The 15,462-nt window shown below is 66.1% G+C and carries 14 protein-coding genes; 6 read left to right on the top strand and 8 right to left on the bottom strand.

Going from position 1 to position 15,462, the window contains the following annotated elements; all coding sequences use genetic code 11:
* Positions 1-191 precede the first annotated feature (191 nt).
* Positions 192-1,181: a Bug family tripartite tricarboxylate transporter substrate binding protein gene (locus AC1DEL_RS20565; protein WP_477125388.1), complete on the bottom strand. Its 990-nt coding sequence runs from the start codon at positions 1,179-1,181 to the stop codon at positions 192-194.
* Between the two features lie 260 nt (positions 1,182-1,441).
* Positions 1,442-2,230: an HpcH/HpaI aldolase family protein gene (locus AC1DEL_RS20560; protein ID WP_477125387.1), complete on the bottom strand. Its 789-nt coding sequence runs from the start codon at positions 2,228-2,230 to the stop codon at positions 1,442-1,444.
* Between the two features lie 118 nt (positions 2,231-2,348).
* Between AC1DEL_RS20560 and AC1DEL_RS20555 the strand changes: the two genes are divergently transcribed.
* Positions 2,349-3,287: a LysR family transcriptional regulator gene (locus AC1DEL_RS20555; RefSeq protein WP_092295353.1), complete on the top strand. Its 939-nt coding sequence runs from the start codon at positions 2,349-2,351 to the stop codon at positions 3,285-3,287.
* Positions 3,288-3,334: 47 nt separating this feature from the next.
* Here AC1DEL_RS20555 and AC1DEL_RS20550 read toward each other — a convergent pair whose 3' ends face one another.
* Positions 3,335-6,184, bottom strand: coding sequence for an autotransporter family protein (locus tag AC1DEL_RS20550; RefSeq protein ID WP_477159166.1), 2,850 nt, complete (start codon positions 6,182-6,184; stop codon positions 3,335-3,337).
* A gap of 387 nt (positions 6,185-6,571) precedes the next feature.
* Between AC1DEL_RS20550 and AC1DEL_RS20545 the strand changes: the two genes are divergently transcribed.
* Entirely contained in the window at positions 6,572-8,689 is a 2,118-nt protein-coding gene (locus tag AC1DEL_RS20545) for a LamG-like jellyroll fold domain-containing protein (protein WP_441592442.1), read from the top strand.
* A 90-nt stretch (positions 8,690-8,779) separates the two neighbouring features.
* Here the strand turns inward: AC1DEL_RS20545 and AC1DEL_RS20540 are convergent, their stop codons facing one another.
* Positions 8,780-9,763: a Bug family tripartite tricarboxylate transporter substrate binding protein gene (locus tag AC1DEL_RS20540; RefSeq protein WP_441592440.1), complete on the bottom strand. Its 984-nt coding sequence runs from the start codon at positions 9,761-9,763 to the stop codon at positions 8,780-8,782.
* A gap of 23 nt (positions 9,764-9,786) precedes the next feature.
* Positions 9,787-10,998 carry a M20 aminoacylase family protein gene (locus tag AC1DEL_RS20535; protein ID WP_477125385.1) on the bottom strand — a complete coding sequence of 404 codons (1,212 nt, stop codon included), beginning with the start codon at positions 10,996-10,998 and terminating at the stop codon, positions 9,787-9,789.
* 125 nt (positions 10,999-11,123) lie between these two features.
* Here AC1DEL_RS20535 and AC1DEL_RS20530 point away from each other — a divergent pair, with 125 nt between their 5' ends.
* Both AC1DEL_RS20530 and AC1DEL_RS20525 read left to right on the top strand, forming a co-directional pair.
* Complete coding sequence (locus AC1DEL_RS20530; protein ID WP_477159165.1) at positions 11,124-12,017, top strand: LysR substrate-binding domain-containing protein; 894 nt, start codon at positions 11,124-11,126, stop codon at positions 12,015-12,017.
* A 96-nt stretch (positions 12,018-12,113) separates the two neighbouring features.
* Positions 12,114-12,611 (top strand): outer membrane lipoprotein, encoded by a 498-nt coding sequence (locus AC1DEL_RS20525; RefSeq protein WP_477105576.1) that lies wholly within the window; start codon positions 12,114-12,116, stop codon positions 12,609-12,611.
* A 37-nt stretch (positions 12,612-12,648) separates the two neighbouring features.
* On the opposite strand, the gene AC1DEL_RS20520 is transcribed toward AC1DEL_RS20525, so the two are convergent.
* The 3 genes from AC1DEL_RS20520 to AC1DEL_RS20510 all read right to left on the bottom strand — a co-directional run bounded on the left by AC1DEL_RS20520 (position 12,649) and on the right by AC1DEL_RS20510 (position 14,843).
* Positions 12,649-13,008, bottom strand: a complete 360-nt coding sequence (locus tag AC1DEL_RS20520) for a hypothetical protein (RefSeq protein ID WP_143093904.1) — start codon at positions 13,006-13,008, stop codon at positions 12,649-12,651.
* Positions 13,009-13,226: 218 nt separating this feature from the next.
* A complete protein-coding gene (locus AC1DEL_RS20515; protein WP_477125384.1) occupies positions 13,227-14,366 on the bottom strand; it encodes an extracellular catalytic domain type 1 short-chain-length polyhydroxyalkanoate depolymerase in 1,140 nt (379 codons plus the stop codon).
* 51 nt (positions 14,367-14,417) lie between these two features.
* Entirely contained in the window at positions 14,418-14,843 is a 426-nt protein-coding gene (locus AC1DEL_RS20510) for a CopG family transcriptional regulator (protein WP_441592431.1), read from the bottom strand.
* Positions 14,844-14,896: 53 nt separating this feature from the next.
* On the opposite strand from AC1DEL_RS20510, the gene AC1DEL_RS20505 reads away from it, so the two are divergent.
* Together AC1DEL_RS20505 and AC1DEL_RS20500 are read left to right on the top strand one after the other, a co-directional pair.
* Positions 14,897-15,292, top strand: a complete 396-nt coding sequence (locus AC1DEL_RS20505; protein ID WP_477113286.1) for a GAF domain-containing protein — start codon at positions 14,897-14,899, stop codon at positions 15,290-15,292.
* The gene (locus tag AC1DEL_RS20500; RefSeq protein ID WP_477113219.1) at positions 15,268-15,372 is read left to right on the top strand and encodes a hypothetical protein; all 105 of its coding nucleotides are present in this window, start codon (positions 15,268-15,270) and stop codon (positions 15,370-15,372) included. The genes AC1DEL_RS20505 and AC1DEL_RS20500 overlap by 25 nt, the downstream gene beginning before the upstream one ends.
* Positions 15,373-15,462: the final 90 nt, after the last annotated feature.

Below are 15,462 nucleotides of genomic sequence, written 5' to 3'. Positions count from 1 at the left end.
GGACAGGGTTAACGCGAGGACATTTCGGTGCATGACCTGCGTTTTCGGTGCATGGGCGGGGGGGCAGCCCGCCACACGTCAATGGATGTCCGCGGAGGCTCGCAACGCCCTTTCCAGGGTCGTCATTATCGACGCTGCGCAAGGCGTTGAAGTACTCGGGGGCGTAAAGCAGGAAGCAGGTGCTGTCTCGCTCATTCTGGTACCACCCCGGCGGCCTGGATGATCTTGCCCCACTTTGCGACTTCCGAGCGCTGAAACGCGGCGAAGGCAGCGGACGGCTTTCCCTCCGGCTCCACGCCGAGCGCGCGCAAGCGCTGTTGCACGGCCGGCGTCGCGACGACAGCCGCGATCTCGGTGGCGAGGCGATCGACAATCGGCTTCGGCGTGCCCGCTGGCGCGAAAATGCCCTGCCATGACTGCATCTCGAAGCCCTTCAGACCCTGCTCCGCCAACGGCCGCACCCCGGGCAGGCTCGGCAGCGGGTGCGCCGACGTCACGCCGATCGCGCGCACGCGCTTGCCGTCGAGCATGGGCTTGGCGGCGGCAACCGTCTCGAACACCATGTCGATCTGGCCGCCTATCAGGTCCGTCATCGCCGCTGCGCCGCCCTTGTAGGAGATCTGCTGCAGGCGCGTACCCGTAATGTTCTGGAATAACTGGCCCGACAACTGCTGCGAGCTGCCCGGTCCCGCCGTGCCGAACGTCAACGCACCAGGCTTGGCCTTCAAGGCCGCGACGATCTGGTCGACCGACTGGTATTGGCTGTCGTTCGACACCACCAGCACGTTGCTGACCGTGCCCACAAGATTCACCGCCACGAAGTCCTTGACCGGGTCATAGCCAAGCTTCTTGTAGAAGAAGGGATTGACCGCGTGCGTGGTAATGGTGCCGCCCATGATGGTGTAACCATCAGGCTCGGCACGGGCCACAAACTGCGTCCCCAGGATGCCCGATACGCCTGGCTTGTTATCGATGACGACTGGCTGTCCCAATCGCTGCGACAGGCCTTCGGCGACGATGCGGGCAGTGGCATCCGACACCCCGCCCGGCGAGAACGGCACCACATACTTGATTGGCTTGCTCGGCCAGGTATCGGCCCACACGCCCGGCGTGGCCATGACCAGCGAGAGCCCTCCCATTGCCAGGGCAACGCGCAGTGCGCAGCGATTCATGAATCTCATGATTTGTCTCCAGTTCTTGTAGGGAGGCCCCGCCTCAATAGAGCTGCCGCCACCGACGCGCCCGCTCCCGCAAACGCTTGGCAGATGGCGGACCCAGGCCGCCCGTTGCGCCCGTCACCAGCACTACGCTGCCGCCGAAATCGACCGGCCCGCCCCGGCGTGCGCTCATGCTGCCTGGCGCGGCTTGCCGTAGCGGCGCACGCGAATGTCGTCGTGAATGGGGAATGGCGAGCCACTGACTGGCCCGGTGCCGGGCCGAACTAGTAACGCAGCGTCGGCGCCGGCATGTCGGGAGGCTGCGCCGCCTGCCGGAACGCCTGCGTGATCAGCGTGGTGGCGACCGTGGCGAAATAGCGCGCACCAAACTGGCCGTAGCGCTGCTCGTCGTCGGCGCCCAGCGCGATGATGCCCGCGCACTTGCCCTGACCATCGATGGCACGCAGCGCTTGCTCGATCGCCGCTGCCACGGCCGGCGCCTTCCAGTCGTTGCCGAAGCCCATTGCGTGCGACAGGTCGTTGGGGCCAACAAACACTGCGTCGATTCCCTCGACTGCCGCAATTTCCGCGGCGTTGGCCACGCCCTCGGGCGTCTCGATCATGGCGATCAGCGCCACGCCCTCGTTGCTGCGCGTGGTGTGCGGAGCGCCGGGAAAGGCGCCATAGCCGGCCGCGCGACTGCTGAAGGCGCTGCCGCGCCGGCCGATGGCGGGGTAACGAACGCGCTGCACGAGGTCGCGCGCCGCATCGGCGGTCTCGATCATGGGCACCTGGACGCCGCTCGCCCCCATGTCCAGTACCCGCGCCATATCGCCGGGGAAGCAGCGCACAACAGGAATGATCCCGCTGGCACGCGCCGCGCGCAGCATGTGCTCGGTCGTTTCGAAACCGGCCGCGCCATGCTCGTTGTCGATGATGACGAAGGTGAAGCCCGCGTAGGCGCACATCTCCACGATGGCCGGGCTGGGCAAGGCGGTGAAGATGCCGCGGAGGGGCTCGCCGCTGCGCAGCAGCGGCGGGAGGCGGTCGTCGAGGGGGTGTTGGATGGTCATGTCTCGCGCAGTTGTTCTGGTCTCGCCCCCTTGATGGGGACTGGGTGAAGACATTCTGCGTACTCACGAGTTATATTTCCAATATTACTTCTGTATCTGACTTATACAAATCCTGTATATGTACACGCCCCTCGAACTCCGCGTATTGACCTCGTTTCTCGTGCTGGCTGACGAGCTCAATTTCACGCGCGCGGCGCGGCGGCTGAATATGACCCAGCCGCCCCTCAGCCTGCAGATCAAGCAGTTGGAGGCGCAGATCGGCGCCCAGCTATTCGAGCGCAACAAGCGCAGCGTGCGACTGACGCCGGCAGGCCAGGTCCTGCGGGCGGAGGCGGAAAAGCTGTTCGACATCGAGCACCGCGCGCGGCAAATGGTGACCCAGGCGGATCGCGGGGAGAACGTCGGACACCTCGGCATCGGCCTGACCGCGATCTCCGCCATCGAACTGGTGCCGGACATCCTGCGGCAATTCTCGGCGCATGTGCCCGGCGTCCTGTACTCGCTGCGCGAGACCAGCTCCGAAGCGATGATCCAGTCCCTTCTGGGAAACGAACTCGATGTGGCGATCCTGCGGCCGCCTGTCACCGATTCCCGTCTGCAGGCGCGCCGCCTGATGTCGGAGCCTTATGTCCTGGCCGCCCCCGGGAACCATCCGCTGGCCGGAAAATCCAGCGTCAATGCGCGTGACCTCGATGGCCAAAGCCTTGCCACGCTCGAACGGCGTCACGGCCAGTATGCGCACGACCTGATGATGACCTGGCTGGCGGAGCACAACGTCGTACCGTCGTGCATGCACGACGGGGCGCGTCACCACGCCATGATGGCGATGGTGGCAGCCGGCGTGGCGGTGTCCCTGGTGCCCGCCTCGGCCGCCGCGCAGCCGGTCAAGGGCGTGGTGTATCGACGGATCGCCAATCGGGACGTACCAACCCTTGAACTGTGGATCGCCTTCCACAAGGAAATCGGCAATCCGCTGACCTTGCCGTTCGTCGAACAGGCGGTGGAGATCGCAGCCGGTTACACGGTTGACCAGCGGTGCTTCTCCGGTCAGACATGAGCCGGCATCCCTTCTGTGCCGGACAGTCATGGGGTCGCGCCGCTGCCTTACCAGCGATAACGCACGCCAAGCTTGGCGCCAATCGCATTGCTGTCGCCAAAGTCCTGCAGGCTGGTGCGCGCCAGCAGTTCGCCATAGACCGTGTAGCGATCGTCGTCCCAGTTCAGCGAGGCACCGATGCCCAGGCCAGCCCACAGCGCCTGCTCCTTGCTGACGACGCTGAGGTCGGCGACGCGCGCCGACGTGCCGTGCAGGAAGTCGTAGTACAGGTTGGTGATGCCGTAGACGTGCGAGCGGCTCGTCTTGCCGTTGCCGGCGGTCCACTTGGCCTCGTGATCGAGCGACACGCCCAGGCGCGAGACCAGGCTGTTGCCGTTATCGCGCGACACATTGGTGCCGTACTGGTCCGTGAACGCGTCGAAGCGCACCTGCGACCAGGCGAGCTGCGCCTGCGGCGTGATCGACCAGTTGCCCCCCAGCGCGAGCTGGTGGCCGGCTTCCACGCTGGTGGCTACACCGCTGCCCCGGTTGCCGTTGGCCAGCTTGGTCGACAGCGTCGACGAGCGGATATCGGTGTCGTACCAGGTCACGGCCGCGCGGGCATCGACATACGATCCATTGTTGCCATACCACGTCGCCGTGCCGCCAAAGCCGTAGCCGGTGGCATCGATCGCGCCGTTGCCGAACATCGACGAGACGTTGGAATTGGCGACGCCATAGTGGAAGGTCGGCCCCACCACCAGCGTGCCGGCCTGATTCTCGATGACCGGCGCATCCACGCCACCCTCGAACTTCCACATGCGGACGTTGTAGCTGGCGCTGGTCGTGCTGGTGGACGGATCGATATGGGTGTTCGAACCTTCCACGCGCGCCCACGCCCCACGGCCAATGACCGGCTTGCCCGCATCCTGCTCGGCCTGCACGGCGGCGTTGGGCGACCACGAACGATTGCCCACGCGCTGCTGGAGCGTGCCCAGCTCGTTGAAGCGTTGCAGCACGCTGGAATAGGCTTCGTACAGCGGCACGGTCGGGGCCAGCAGCGGCGTGGCGGCGGCTGACGCCGAGGCGCCGACAGCAGGCGTTTCGGCCAGCGTGGACCGCAGGTACCAGTCACCGTCGGTCGGCGTCGACACGCCGTTCTTGACCAGCCGGTACGCGTACGGGCCGGCCACCACTGCCTGCTGGCCCTGGAATGTGTAGTCGCCAGCGAGCGTGAAGGTGGCATTCGACGCGCCCTGCACGTCGATGACCTTGATCCCCTCGACCGTGGCCGCGCCCCCTCCGCCGATGTTGACCGCCCGGATCTGGCTGCTGCCCGAGGTATCGCCGGTCACCACAAGCCGCCCGGTGGCCGATGCGTCGCCGCCAAACACCGTGTTCACGCGGACCGTGCCGCCGTTGCCGATGTAGTTGCCGGCGATGGTCAGCACGCCCGAGCCGCCGCCCGGCGTCACCGTACCGCTGTTCGTGACATTGCCGAAGATCGTGCCGGTGCCGGACAGCGTACCGGCCGTGGCTACCGTCACCGGGCTGGTGATCGAGCCGTCGATGGCCAGCGTGCCGAGTTTGACGGCGGTGCCGCCCGTGTAGGTGTTGGCGCCGGTCAGCACGGTGGTGCCGCTGCCGTTCTGCGCGAGGCTACCCGCGCCCGACACGATGCCGCCATAGGTGTGGGCATCGGAACGATTGAACGCCAGCGTGGCGCCGCCGTTGACGACCACATTGCCGGCCAGGCTGCCGCTGGTGCCGCCATTGCCGATCTGCAGCGTGCCCTGGTCCACGGTCCACGGCGCGGTGACCGTGCCGGCACCGATCAGCGCCCACGTGCTGGCGCCGGTCTTCACGAAGTTGTCGAAGTAACGGTACTGCGCGGTGTCGCCGATGGTCGAGACATCGAACACGCTGTCGGTGGCGCCGCCGAGGCGGAAGGTGTCATTGGCCACCGTGGCGTTCGCGACGACGTTGCCGACGATGTTGGAGCCGGCCTGCAGTTCGAGCACAGCCCGGCCCGTGCCGCCCGAGGCATATTCGATGGCATTCGCGTAACCGGTCCCGGCGCGGATGGTGCCCGCGTTGACGACCGTCAGCGTTCCGGCGGAGCCAGATACGGCGATAGCCCCCGCGCCAGCCCCCCCTTCGATCAGCCCCGAGTTAGTGACGGTAGGCGTACCCGCCTGGACGCGTATGCCGACGCCACCGGCCCCGCCACCACTCRGGTCGGCGCCCCCGCGAATCGTGCCCGCGTTGACCACGCCGCCCGTGACGGTCGCAGTCAGGTTCACGGCGGTGCCGGCCTGGCCACCCGAGGCATCGCCCCCCGTGATGGTGCCAGTGGCCGAGTTGACCAATCTGGCATTGGTCGAGAGCGATACGCCTCCCGTACCGTTGGCAGAATTCGTTCCGCTGCCGCCCTTGATCGAACCGTTGTTGACGACGGATGTGTTGGGCAGCACCGAGACGGCGACCCCGCTCTCGCTGCCCGCCACCGTCGTGTTGCCGCCGGTCACGGTGCCGTTGACGATCGCCTGGCCGCCTCCGCTGATCAACATGGCCGTGCCGCCCGCCGTGTCCGGGGCAACCGTATAGGTGCCGTTCAACGTCAGCGGTCCCGTCGCGGATGTCACATAGTTCCCCAGCGCGCCGGTCTTCGTCAGCACGAAACCGTTCGTATCGAGCGTGATTGGTTTGGTAGGCGAGCCGATTGACCAGACGCCACCGGGCATGGTCACGTCAGCGCTCAGGCGGATGGTGGCAGTGGCATCGCCGTCCGCATTGGCGGCCGTAATGGCCGACTGCAGCTCGGCGAGACTGGAGGCAACATATTCGCCGGCCGACGCGCCCGTCGGAAACAGCAGCGCAACAGCCAGGGGGATACAGGACGCTTGCGGCGCGCGCACGCCCGCCCGTCGGATTCCACGACAAAAATTGGACTTCATTGACACCCCGTTCAAATGTATTGTTATTGGCACAAAGTGATGCGGGGCGATCTTAAATCACGACGCAAAATGTATGTAAGCGCTACAGATAACGTCCTGTCGCGACAGCGCGACGCCTGTCTGTTGGACGGTGGCAAGGTATTGCCACCGCCGTCCTGATGGTTTAGAGGACACGCTCTAAACGTCATTCTGTTAGTCGGAATGCACGCCGTGCGGCCGAGGAAAGGCCGCACGGCGTGCTCATCTGCAGGACCCTCCGTCAATCCGAACCGTCACATTTCGATCAACACCCTGTCACGAGCGCTCTCCAGAATCACGGGCTTTTCGTGGGTCAACAGGGAAGTAGAAATGCAAAGCAAGACACCGGGCAAGCCATCCGCAATCGATACCGTCAAGCTCGAGGGCATTCCAGACCGCCAGCGCCGCCTGCTGCTCAGGGCGGGCCTTGGCATGTCGTTCGGCACCTCGGCCCTGCTGGCCGCGTGCGGCGGCGGCGACGATGCCGCGCCCGGCACGCCGGCCACGACGCCCGGCACCACGCCGGGTGGCTCCACGCCGTCCGGCAAGGTCTCGAGCTTCGCGCTCGCCGTGCTGCCCGATACGCAGTTCTATTCGCGCTACGCCACCACTGACGAGAACCTGCAGTTCCAGCGCAAGTACGGCACCACGCCGTTCCTGGCGCAGACCAAGTGGATCACGCAGAACGCCGCCGACCTGCGCATCCCGTTCACGATCCACCTCGGCGATGTGGTGGATCAGCAGGGCAAGCCGCTGCAATGGCAGATCGCCGACGAGGCCATGGAAGTCATGGAAGCGGCCCGCGCGCCGTACTCGATCCTGGCCGGCAACCACGACGTGATCTCGGACGTGGACTACGTCAACGCCGGCAGCCAGGCGTCGAACACCGACGCGCAGCGCAACCTGGCCAACGAGCCGTACCTGAAGACCTTCCCGACCACCCGCGCGCAGCGCCAGGCCACCTTCGGCGGTCGCGATCCGTCGGGCTTCCACGAGTACCACTTCTTCGACGTGGACGGCAACCGCTTCATGGTGCTGTCGATGTCCTGGCGCGCCTCCGACGCCGCCATCACCTGGGCGCGCAACGTGCTCAAGCGCTACCCGAAGGTGCCGGTCATCCTCTCGACCCACCAGTTGCTCAATATCGGCCCGGATGGCGTCAGCCCGCTGGAAGTCCCGTACGGCCTGATGCTGTGGGACAAGCTGATCAAGGACAACGACCAGATCTTCATGACGCTGAACGGCCACTACCATGGCGCTGCGCACCTCACGAAGACCAACGACTTCGGCAACCCCGTCGAGGAAATGGTGGTCGACTACCAGATGGCGTACATGGGCGGCAACGGCTTGATGCGCCTGTACGAATTCGACCTGACCAATAACAAGATCAAGGTCATCTCGTTCTCGCCGTGGGTGCCGCAGAAGCCCACCGAGACGCTGAACGAGTTCGACGTAGCGGTGCTGACCGACAAGAACCAGCAGTTCGAGATCGACTTCGATTTCCGCAAGCGCTTTGCGCGCTTCAACGCCGACTTCGCCATCCCGGCGGCCGGCAACGATCCGATCAACGACCGCGCCAAGGCCGCGATCCTGGCCAACTACACCGAGCCGAGCCTGACCGACAAGAAGGCCGCCGCCGACACCAACGACTACCCGCTGGTGGCTTCCACCGTGGCGCACTGGCGCTTCTTCGGCGGCACCGACGGCGCCGCCGTGCCGGTCGGCCAGGTGATCGACGACCTGACCGGTGCCAATCCGCTCTCGCGTGAAGCGCTGGCCAATGGCGGCGCGGCCCAACTGGGCGACCTGACGTGGTCGAACGATCACCACTTCCTGTCGGCTGCCCCGGGCAGCGTGAAGTTCGCCAATTCACTGAACAGTCCCCAGCGCATGAGCTACTTCGCCACGCAGACCACGGCGGCCCTGAATGCGTTGACGTTCGACAACGGCTACACCGTCGAGGCATTCATCAAGGTGCCGGCGTCGTGGACGGCCGGCAACAACGCGTGGATGAACATCATGGAGCGCGAGGGCCGACGCAGCACGGTCGCCGGCTTTGGCAGCGGCGACGGCGACGAAAGCCCGCTGATCTTCGCCATCTCCAGCCTGCGCGAAGTGCAGTGGGAAGTCACGCCGAGCACGGCCGGCACCAAGAACCCGGCCGCAAACTGGTCTGGCGAGATCATCGCCGAGAAGTGGGTCCACGTCGCCGTGGTCAACGACCCGGCGAAGAACGAGACGGTGATGTACGTGGAAGGCGCCCCGGTGCTGCGCAACGCGTCGAACACGCGCGGCATCGCCGCCGTCAATGCTGCCAGCCGCTTCTTTGTGGGCGGCGGTGTCTACGGCAACGTCCCGTCGAATGGCTTCCTCGGCCAGATCGGCGAAGTGCGCCTCTGCACGGAACCGCTGGCGTCGGACAAGTGGCTGACGGCACGCCGCGCCTGACCTGAGGCGTTGAGGCGCTAGCTAAAAAAGGCCCGTGCCGCCATGCGATGTTGCATGGCGGCACGGGCCTTTCTACATTGCGGTCCTGGCTTACTGCGGCTGGAGATGGATCCGCTTCGCCATCGCGCGGAACTTGCCGGTCTCTGCCTGCAGGAAGCGCTGCGCGTCAGCCACCGAGCTGGGCTTGGCCACCTCCGCACCGGTCGCCTCCAGACCGCTGACGACCTGTGCGTCCTGCAGCGTCTCGACGAGCGCCTGGTGCAGCCGCGCGACCACGGCCTCCGGCGTGCCCTGCTTGACCATGATGCCGGCCCAGGTCGCCTGGTCGAAGTCCTTGAGTTGCGTCCCTTCGCCGAAGGCCGGGATGGCGGGATCGACCTTGCTGCGGCTGTTTCCGGCCCAGCCGACCAGCTTCAACCGCCCCTGATCGGACAAGCCACGGAAGCTGGCCGCGTACGGCAGGATGGCGAAGTCGACGTTCTTCCCGGCCAGGTCCTGCATCAGCGGCGCCATGCCCTTGTAGGGGATGTGGCTCACGCCGATATGGGTCCGGGTCGCCATGTCCTCGGTCACCAGGTGATACATCGACCCGGGACCGACGCTGCCGTACGTCAGCGGCTTGGCCGGATTGGCCTTGGCCAGCGCGATGAGATCGTCGACGCTGCGGACCGGCAGGTCGGGCCGCGCCACCATCACGAGCCGGTTGACGGTGACCGGCGTCAATAAGCGGAAATCCTCGGTACGCAGCTTCACCGCCGCATTGGACAGCGGCGACAGGATGACCTCGTTCGGCGAGCCCAGGAAGATCATGTAGCCGTCCGCCGGCGCGTTCAGCACCTTCTGCGCCGCCATGGCGCCACTGACGCCGCCGAGATTCTCCACCAGCACCGGCTGGCCCAGCGCCTTCGACAGCCGAGTATTCATGCTGCGGGCAATGGCATCGGAGAGCCCGCCGGCCGGGTACGGCACCATCAGCACGACTGGCTTGGAGGGATACGCGTCCGCCGCGCCCGCGCCCGGCGTGGCGAGCAGGCCAACCGTAGCGACAGCGGCAAACGTGCAACGGGCAAGCATTCTGCGAATCGAGTTCATGGCAGTCAGGCAGTGGGATGGAAGAATTCGGTGGCGAGCGCCACCCAGAATGCCGCGCCCGTATCCAGGCAGCGGTCGTTGAAATCGTACGAGGGGTTGTGCACGCTGCAGGGGCCGGTCGGCACGCCGCCCGCGTGGCCATTGTCGCCATTGCCGATCATCAGGTAGCAGCCGGGGCGCTCGGCCAGCATGTAGGCGAAGTCCTCGCTGGCGCACAGCGGCGTCGCGTCGTCATCGACGCAATCGGCCCCGTACAGCTTGCGGGCGACCCGCACGGCAAGCGCCGTTTCCGGCCCGGTGTTGACCAGTACCGGATAGCCGCGCTCATAGACGATGGCATGCCGCAGACCGAACGCGCGCGCCTGGCCCTCGACCACTTCGTGGATGCGCCGTTCCAGCAGCGCCCGCACCTCGGGCTGCAGCGCCCGGATGCTCAGTTCCAGTTCGGCCGACTCCGGGATGATGTTGTAGGTGGTTCCCGCCTCGAGGCGCCCTACGGTGATGACGGCGGCAGCCTGCGGATCGACATTGCGGGCGACGATGCTCTGCAGCGCCATCACGGTCGAAGCCGCGGCAATCGTGGGATCGACAGCCAGTTGGGGCATCGCCCCATGCCCCCCGACCCCGTGGAAGGTGATCACGGCGCGGTCGGACGACGCCATGAACGCGCCCTCCTTGACATAGAAGCGCCCCACCGGGCGCCCCGGATAGTTGTGCATGGCGAACACGGCATCGCACGGAAAGCGCGGGAACAGGGCCTCGTCCATCATCCGCCGCGCCCCGCCTGCGCCGCCCAGTTCCTCGGCCGGCTGGAAGATCAGGTGCAGGGTGCCATCCCAATCCACGCCCTCTCGCTGCATCGCCGCCAGACGCTGGGCCGCGCCTAGCAGCATCGCCGTGTGGCCATCGTGGCCGCAGCCATGCATCTTGCCGGGGATCTGGCTGGCCCATGGCAGCCCCGTGACCTCCTGGATGGGCAGCGCGTCCATCTCCGCGCGCAGGCCGAGCTGGCGGCTGCCCTTGCCGAAGCGAAGCCGCCCGACGAGCCCGGTGCCAGCGATGCCCGTGGTGACGTCGTAGCCCCATTCCTCCAGCTTGCCGGCCACGAAGGCGCTGGTCCGGAATTCCTCGAAGCCGAGTTCCGGGTGACTGTGGAAGCGCCGCCGCCAGGCCGTCATGTTGTCCACATCGGGGTCACTGCAGTTCGCGTCGGTCATGGGGGGTCGGATCGGTTCTGGTCCGCTCCATCATATGGCTCCCGGAGAAAACCAATTGGCGATATATTTTCCATGGTGAACACCTTTGGTATTCATCATCGCCACCCTCCCCTGGAACCCTTGTCATGCGCCAGCACCAGCTCCGAGCCCTCGTCCAGGTCGCCGAAAACGGCACCATCCGTGCCGCTGCCCGGAGCCTGCATCTCAGCCAGAGCGCCCTGACCAAGGCGCTGCGCGAACTCGAGGACGATGTCGGGACGGAGCTGCTCRTGCGCAGCCACAAGGGGGTGGAGTTCACGGCGGCCGGGCGCGTGCTGCTCACCAACGCCCGCCTGGCGCTGGCGTCGCTGGAGCGGGCCCGGGACGAGATCCGGGCGTTGCAGGGCGGTGCCGGCGCGCACGTGGCGGCGGCGGTCACCCCGCTTCTGGCGCTGGATGTGCTGCCCCGCGTCTGGGAGGCCTTCACCGCCCGGCAGCCCGATGCGCGGCTGTCATTGAGCGAAGGATTTCTTGCCGACCTGATTCCACGGCTGATCGAAGGCCGGCTGGACTTCGCCATCGCCATCGCGGATCCGGACGAGCTGCCGCCCGAACTGGCCTTCGAACCGCTGTTCGAGGTCAGCGCCGTCCCGGCCGGCAGAGTCGGCCATCCGCTCGCCGGTGCGACGGGCTGGCAGGCGCTGGAGCATGCCCGGTGGACCTTGAACTTGTCCCCGGGCAGCCAGAGCGAGACGTTGCTGGAATGGTTGCGGACGAGCGACCTCCCCGTCCCGCGCCAGATCACGGCGTGCACATCGCCCACGCTGATGACGGAACTGATGCGCCGCACCGATGCCATCGGCTACTGCCCCACGCAACTGCTGGCCGATCCGATGTATGGCAACGGGCTGCAGGCGTTCGCGGCGCTATCTCCGCTGCCGCCCCCGATGCAGGCCGGCCTCATCCGCCTGCGCGCGATGCCGCTGGGGACGTCCGCGCGCATGCTGGCCGAACTGTTTGTCAGCCACCTGGCGCCATAGCATCCTGCGAACACGCAAAGTCCCCGGCTTTCGGAAAACGCCCCTGCGCCGCCCAGCCGTAGAGTGGCTCCAGTCAATGTCCGACAGGAGCCGCCCATGTTTTCCACACGTCGTCCTACATCGCTGCACTTCCCGCTGGCCGCCATGCTGCTGGCCAGCACGCTGCTTGCCTCTGCCTGCGCCGAGTACGCGCCGCCGGGCAGCGTCTACAGCGCCGGACAGACCTCGCTGCCCGAGACCGTGACGATGGCCACGGTCGAGCGCGTGCGGTTGGTGCAGATCGACGACAGCAGCCAGGGATCGAGTCTGGTGGGCGAGCTGGGCGGCGGCCTGCTGGGCGCCGTGGCCGGCAGCGCCATCGGGCACGGCCATGGTTCGCTGCTCGCAGGTGTGGCCGGCGGCCTTGCCGGCGGGTTGGCCGGGCACGAGATCGAGTCGGGCGTGGAGCGCCACCCCGGATATGAAATCACGGTCCGGCTGCCCGACGGCCGGCTGCAGGCGATCACCCAGTCGGCATCCGAAGGCAGCTTCTACCCGGGCCAGCGCGTGCAACTGCTGTGGTCGGAAGATGGCAAGGTGCGGGTGACGGCCTGAGCGGCCGGGGGAACGCGGCGCGATGGCCGCGCCGCTGTCAGATCTTGACGGCCGCGAAGAGAATCAGCGCGGCGATCGGCGAGGACACCAGCGAGATCACGGCGCTCTGCTTGAGCGTGGCCTTCAGCATCACGACGAAGCCGAACGAGAACGCGATGAACGTCACCACCCAGGTCACGAGCGAGGCGGGGCCGGACAGCGATCCGCCCGTCAGCTTGGCCATGGCCGCCGCCGCGATGGCGTTGAACAGTAGCGCTACAAACACGGCCTTCAGGGCCTCGACCACGGTCGGGTCTTCGCCCGTCACCATCCTGGCGACGACCTTGACCACGAAGCCGATCACCACGGTAATCACCACCACGGCGAGGGTGACCTTGACCGGCAACAGCATGGCCATGAACAGAAATGCGGCAACCAGAAGCAGGATGGCGACCATAGTCGGCAGATAGAGTGTGAGGGCGGCGAGCACGGTATCACGCAGGCAGCGCTATCGCACGCGTGTCGAAGTGGGGTGTGCGGGACCGATACACCCGACTAGGGGAGGGATGCGGGCTTACGGGTCGCAGGGGCGAGTCAGTGGCTCGCCACCGCCACCGTCACCCGGCGGATTGTCTCTTATTGATGAGGCAGCGGACGGCGCGGATGGGCCAGGAAGAACCGGAGCATTTCCGTACTGGCGTCTGGCCCCTTGGGATCGGTGTACGAACCGCCTGTGCCTCCGCCTGACCATGCATGTCCGGCGTCATGGAGCAGCCAGTATTCGGCATCGACGCCCGACGGCGTGGTGATCAGGCTGCGCGTGTAGCGGCGGCCGGCGCGACTGGCGTCGCGCTCGATCCGCTTCTGGGCACTGCCCTGTTCGTAGGGCTCGATCAGCCGGTCGCCGTTGGCGCGGTGCACAGTGTGGTCGGCATCGCCGTGGAAGACAATCAAGGGGCGCCGTGGCGTGGCGTGCGGCGACGCGCCCCGCCTGGAAGCGCCCAGGCCCTTTCCGCCTTTCATCGCCGCGAGCGCCGATGGCAGGTCATGGGCGCAGCCCGCCGGAAGTCCCGAGTGGACGCCGGCCGCGGCAAACAGTTCGGGATAGCGTTCGACCATCACGGCGGCCATCGCCCCGCCCGCTGACAGGCCCGCAATGTATACGCGATCGGGATCGACGCCGTGGCGCGCAATGACCTCCTGCGTCATGCCCGCGAGGATCGACGGCTCACCACGCCCCGCTTGCTGGTCGCCCGGGCGGAACCAGTTCCAGCATTTCGAGGCATTGGCATCGGCCGGCTGAATCGGATACAGGACCATGAAGCCGAGCTTGTCCGCAAGCGCATTCATGCGCGTACCCGCTGCGAAATCATCGGCATCCTGGGTACAACCATGCAGCATGACGACCAGCGGCATCGGGCCGTGCACCTCGCCTGTCGGCTTGTAAAGTTTGTAGGCGCGCTTGCCAGCTTCATTGGCGAATCGTCGCTGACTGAAGTCTCCCGCCTTTGCCACGGCTTCGGCGCGTGGGGCTGGAGCTGGAGCTGGAGCTGGAGCTGGAGCCGGAGCCGGAGCCGGAGCCGGCTCGGCGGTGCGATGCTCCAGCAGGTGCTGGACCACCTGTGCCGGCATCGGCGGCGATTCCGGCGCGGGTGCATCCGCCGAATGTTGGCGAAGCGCCCGTTGGATAACGGCGGTTGCCTCGAGCGGGCCTGCGGTCTGAAGAAGCTGCATGGCCTCATGCATCGAGGCGAGAAACGCGTCGTTCATTTTCACGTTGATTTCCCATCTGGCCCGAAGAACCGGGCGCGGCGACATTGCCGCAAGCTACCGTATGCGTCCTGCCAGCGCGGCCTTGACCGCGGGCGGTGCATGAAACGCGCCGAGTACAACAACCGATTCGATCGTCGCCGATGCCAGCGCTGGGCTCACATCGGCAGCAATACTTGCCAGACCAAGAACATGGATGGCCAGTTTCTCATTGGCTGCCAACGCCGCCTCGAGATCCTGCTTCGAGAAATGCTGCAGACCGAGCACCAGCGCGCGGCGCGTCACCGTCTCATGAATGGCCTGCTGGTGCACGGCCAGTTGATTGCGGATGGCGGTCCGGATCAGATCCGTGCGGTTCGAATAGAAGCCCTCTTCCACCAGCAGATCGATCTGCCCGAGGTCCACCGGCCCAAGGTTGATCGTGATTTTTTCGGTCTCGCCGCCCTTGGGGCGAAGTGCGCCGCCCTGTGCCGCAAGGTCCATTTTTCGTTCCATGTCGCCCGCTAAGTGGTTAGGTCTGCAACCATCCTAGCACCATCCCACTGGATGGTACCAGGAGTTTTTTCGCCTTCCTGCTGGCTGCCATTGACGCCCATCCCATCTACCGGGGCCACCACACACCGCGCATCTACGGATTGAGGAGCTACATCTCCGTACCGGTGGTACTGCCCGAAGGAACCTATTTCGGGAACCTCTGCGCGATCGACGCGAGACCGGCATCGGTTTCGAACTCGCGCACCCTGGCAATGTTTGAGAGCTTCGCGAGCCTGATTGCCGCGCAACTTGCCACCGAACTGGCAACGCGGGGCGTCCATGCCGCGCTGTTGCATGAGCGCGAGATCGCAAACCTGAGAGAACCTATTGGCGCCCTGCAGGGCAGGACGCTGCCGCTGGACTGGGACTTGTCTTGTATATCTGCCATGAGATTGTGAAGGCGCACGGTGGCACCCTCCGGGCGCAATCCGACCTTGAAGTGGGAACGCGCTTCGAAGCCTCCCTTCCAGTACGGTAACGGCCCGCATGCGCGCTAGTGCTACTGTGATCTTTTTGTCCCGTCTCGAAATTAATGGGACGTCAATCACCGACAAATCCAAAAGGGACG

It is taken from the genome of Cupriavidus sp. 10L43_2 (genome assembly GCF_056395265.1).
The sequence above is the reverse complement of the archived record's forward strand: the minus strand, read 5'-3'. Positions and strand labels throughout refer to the sequence as shown.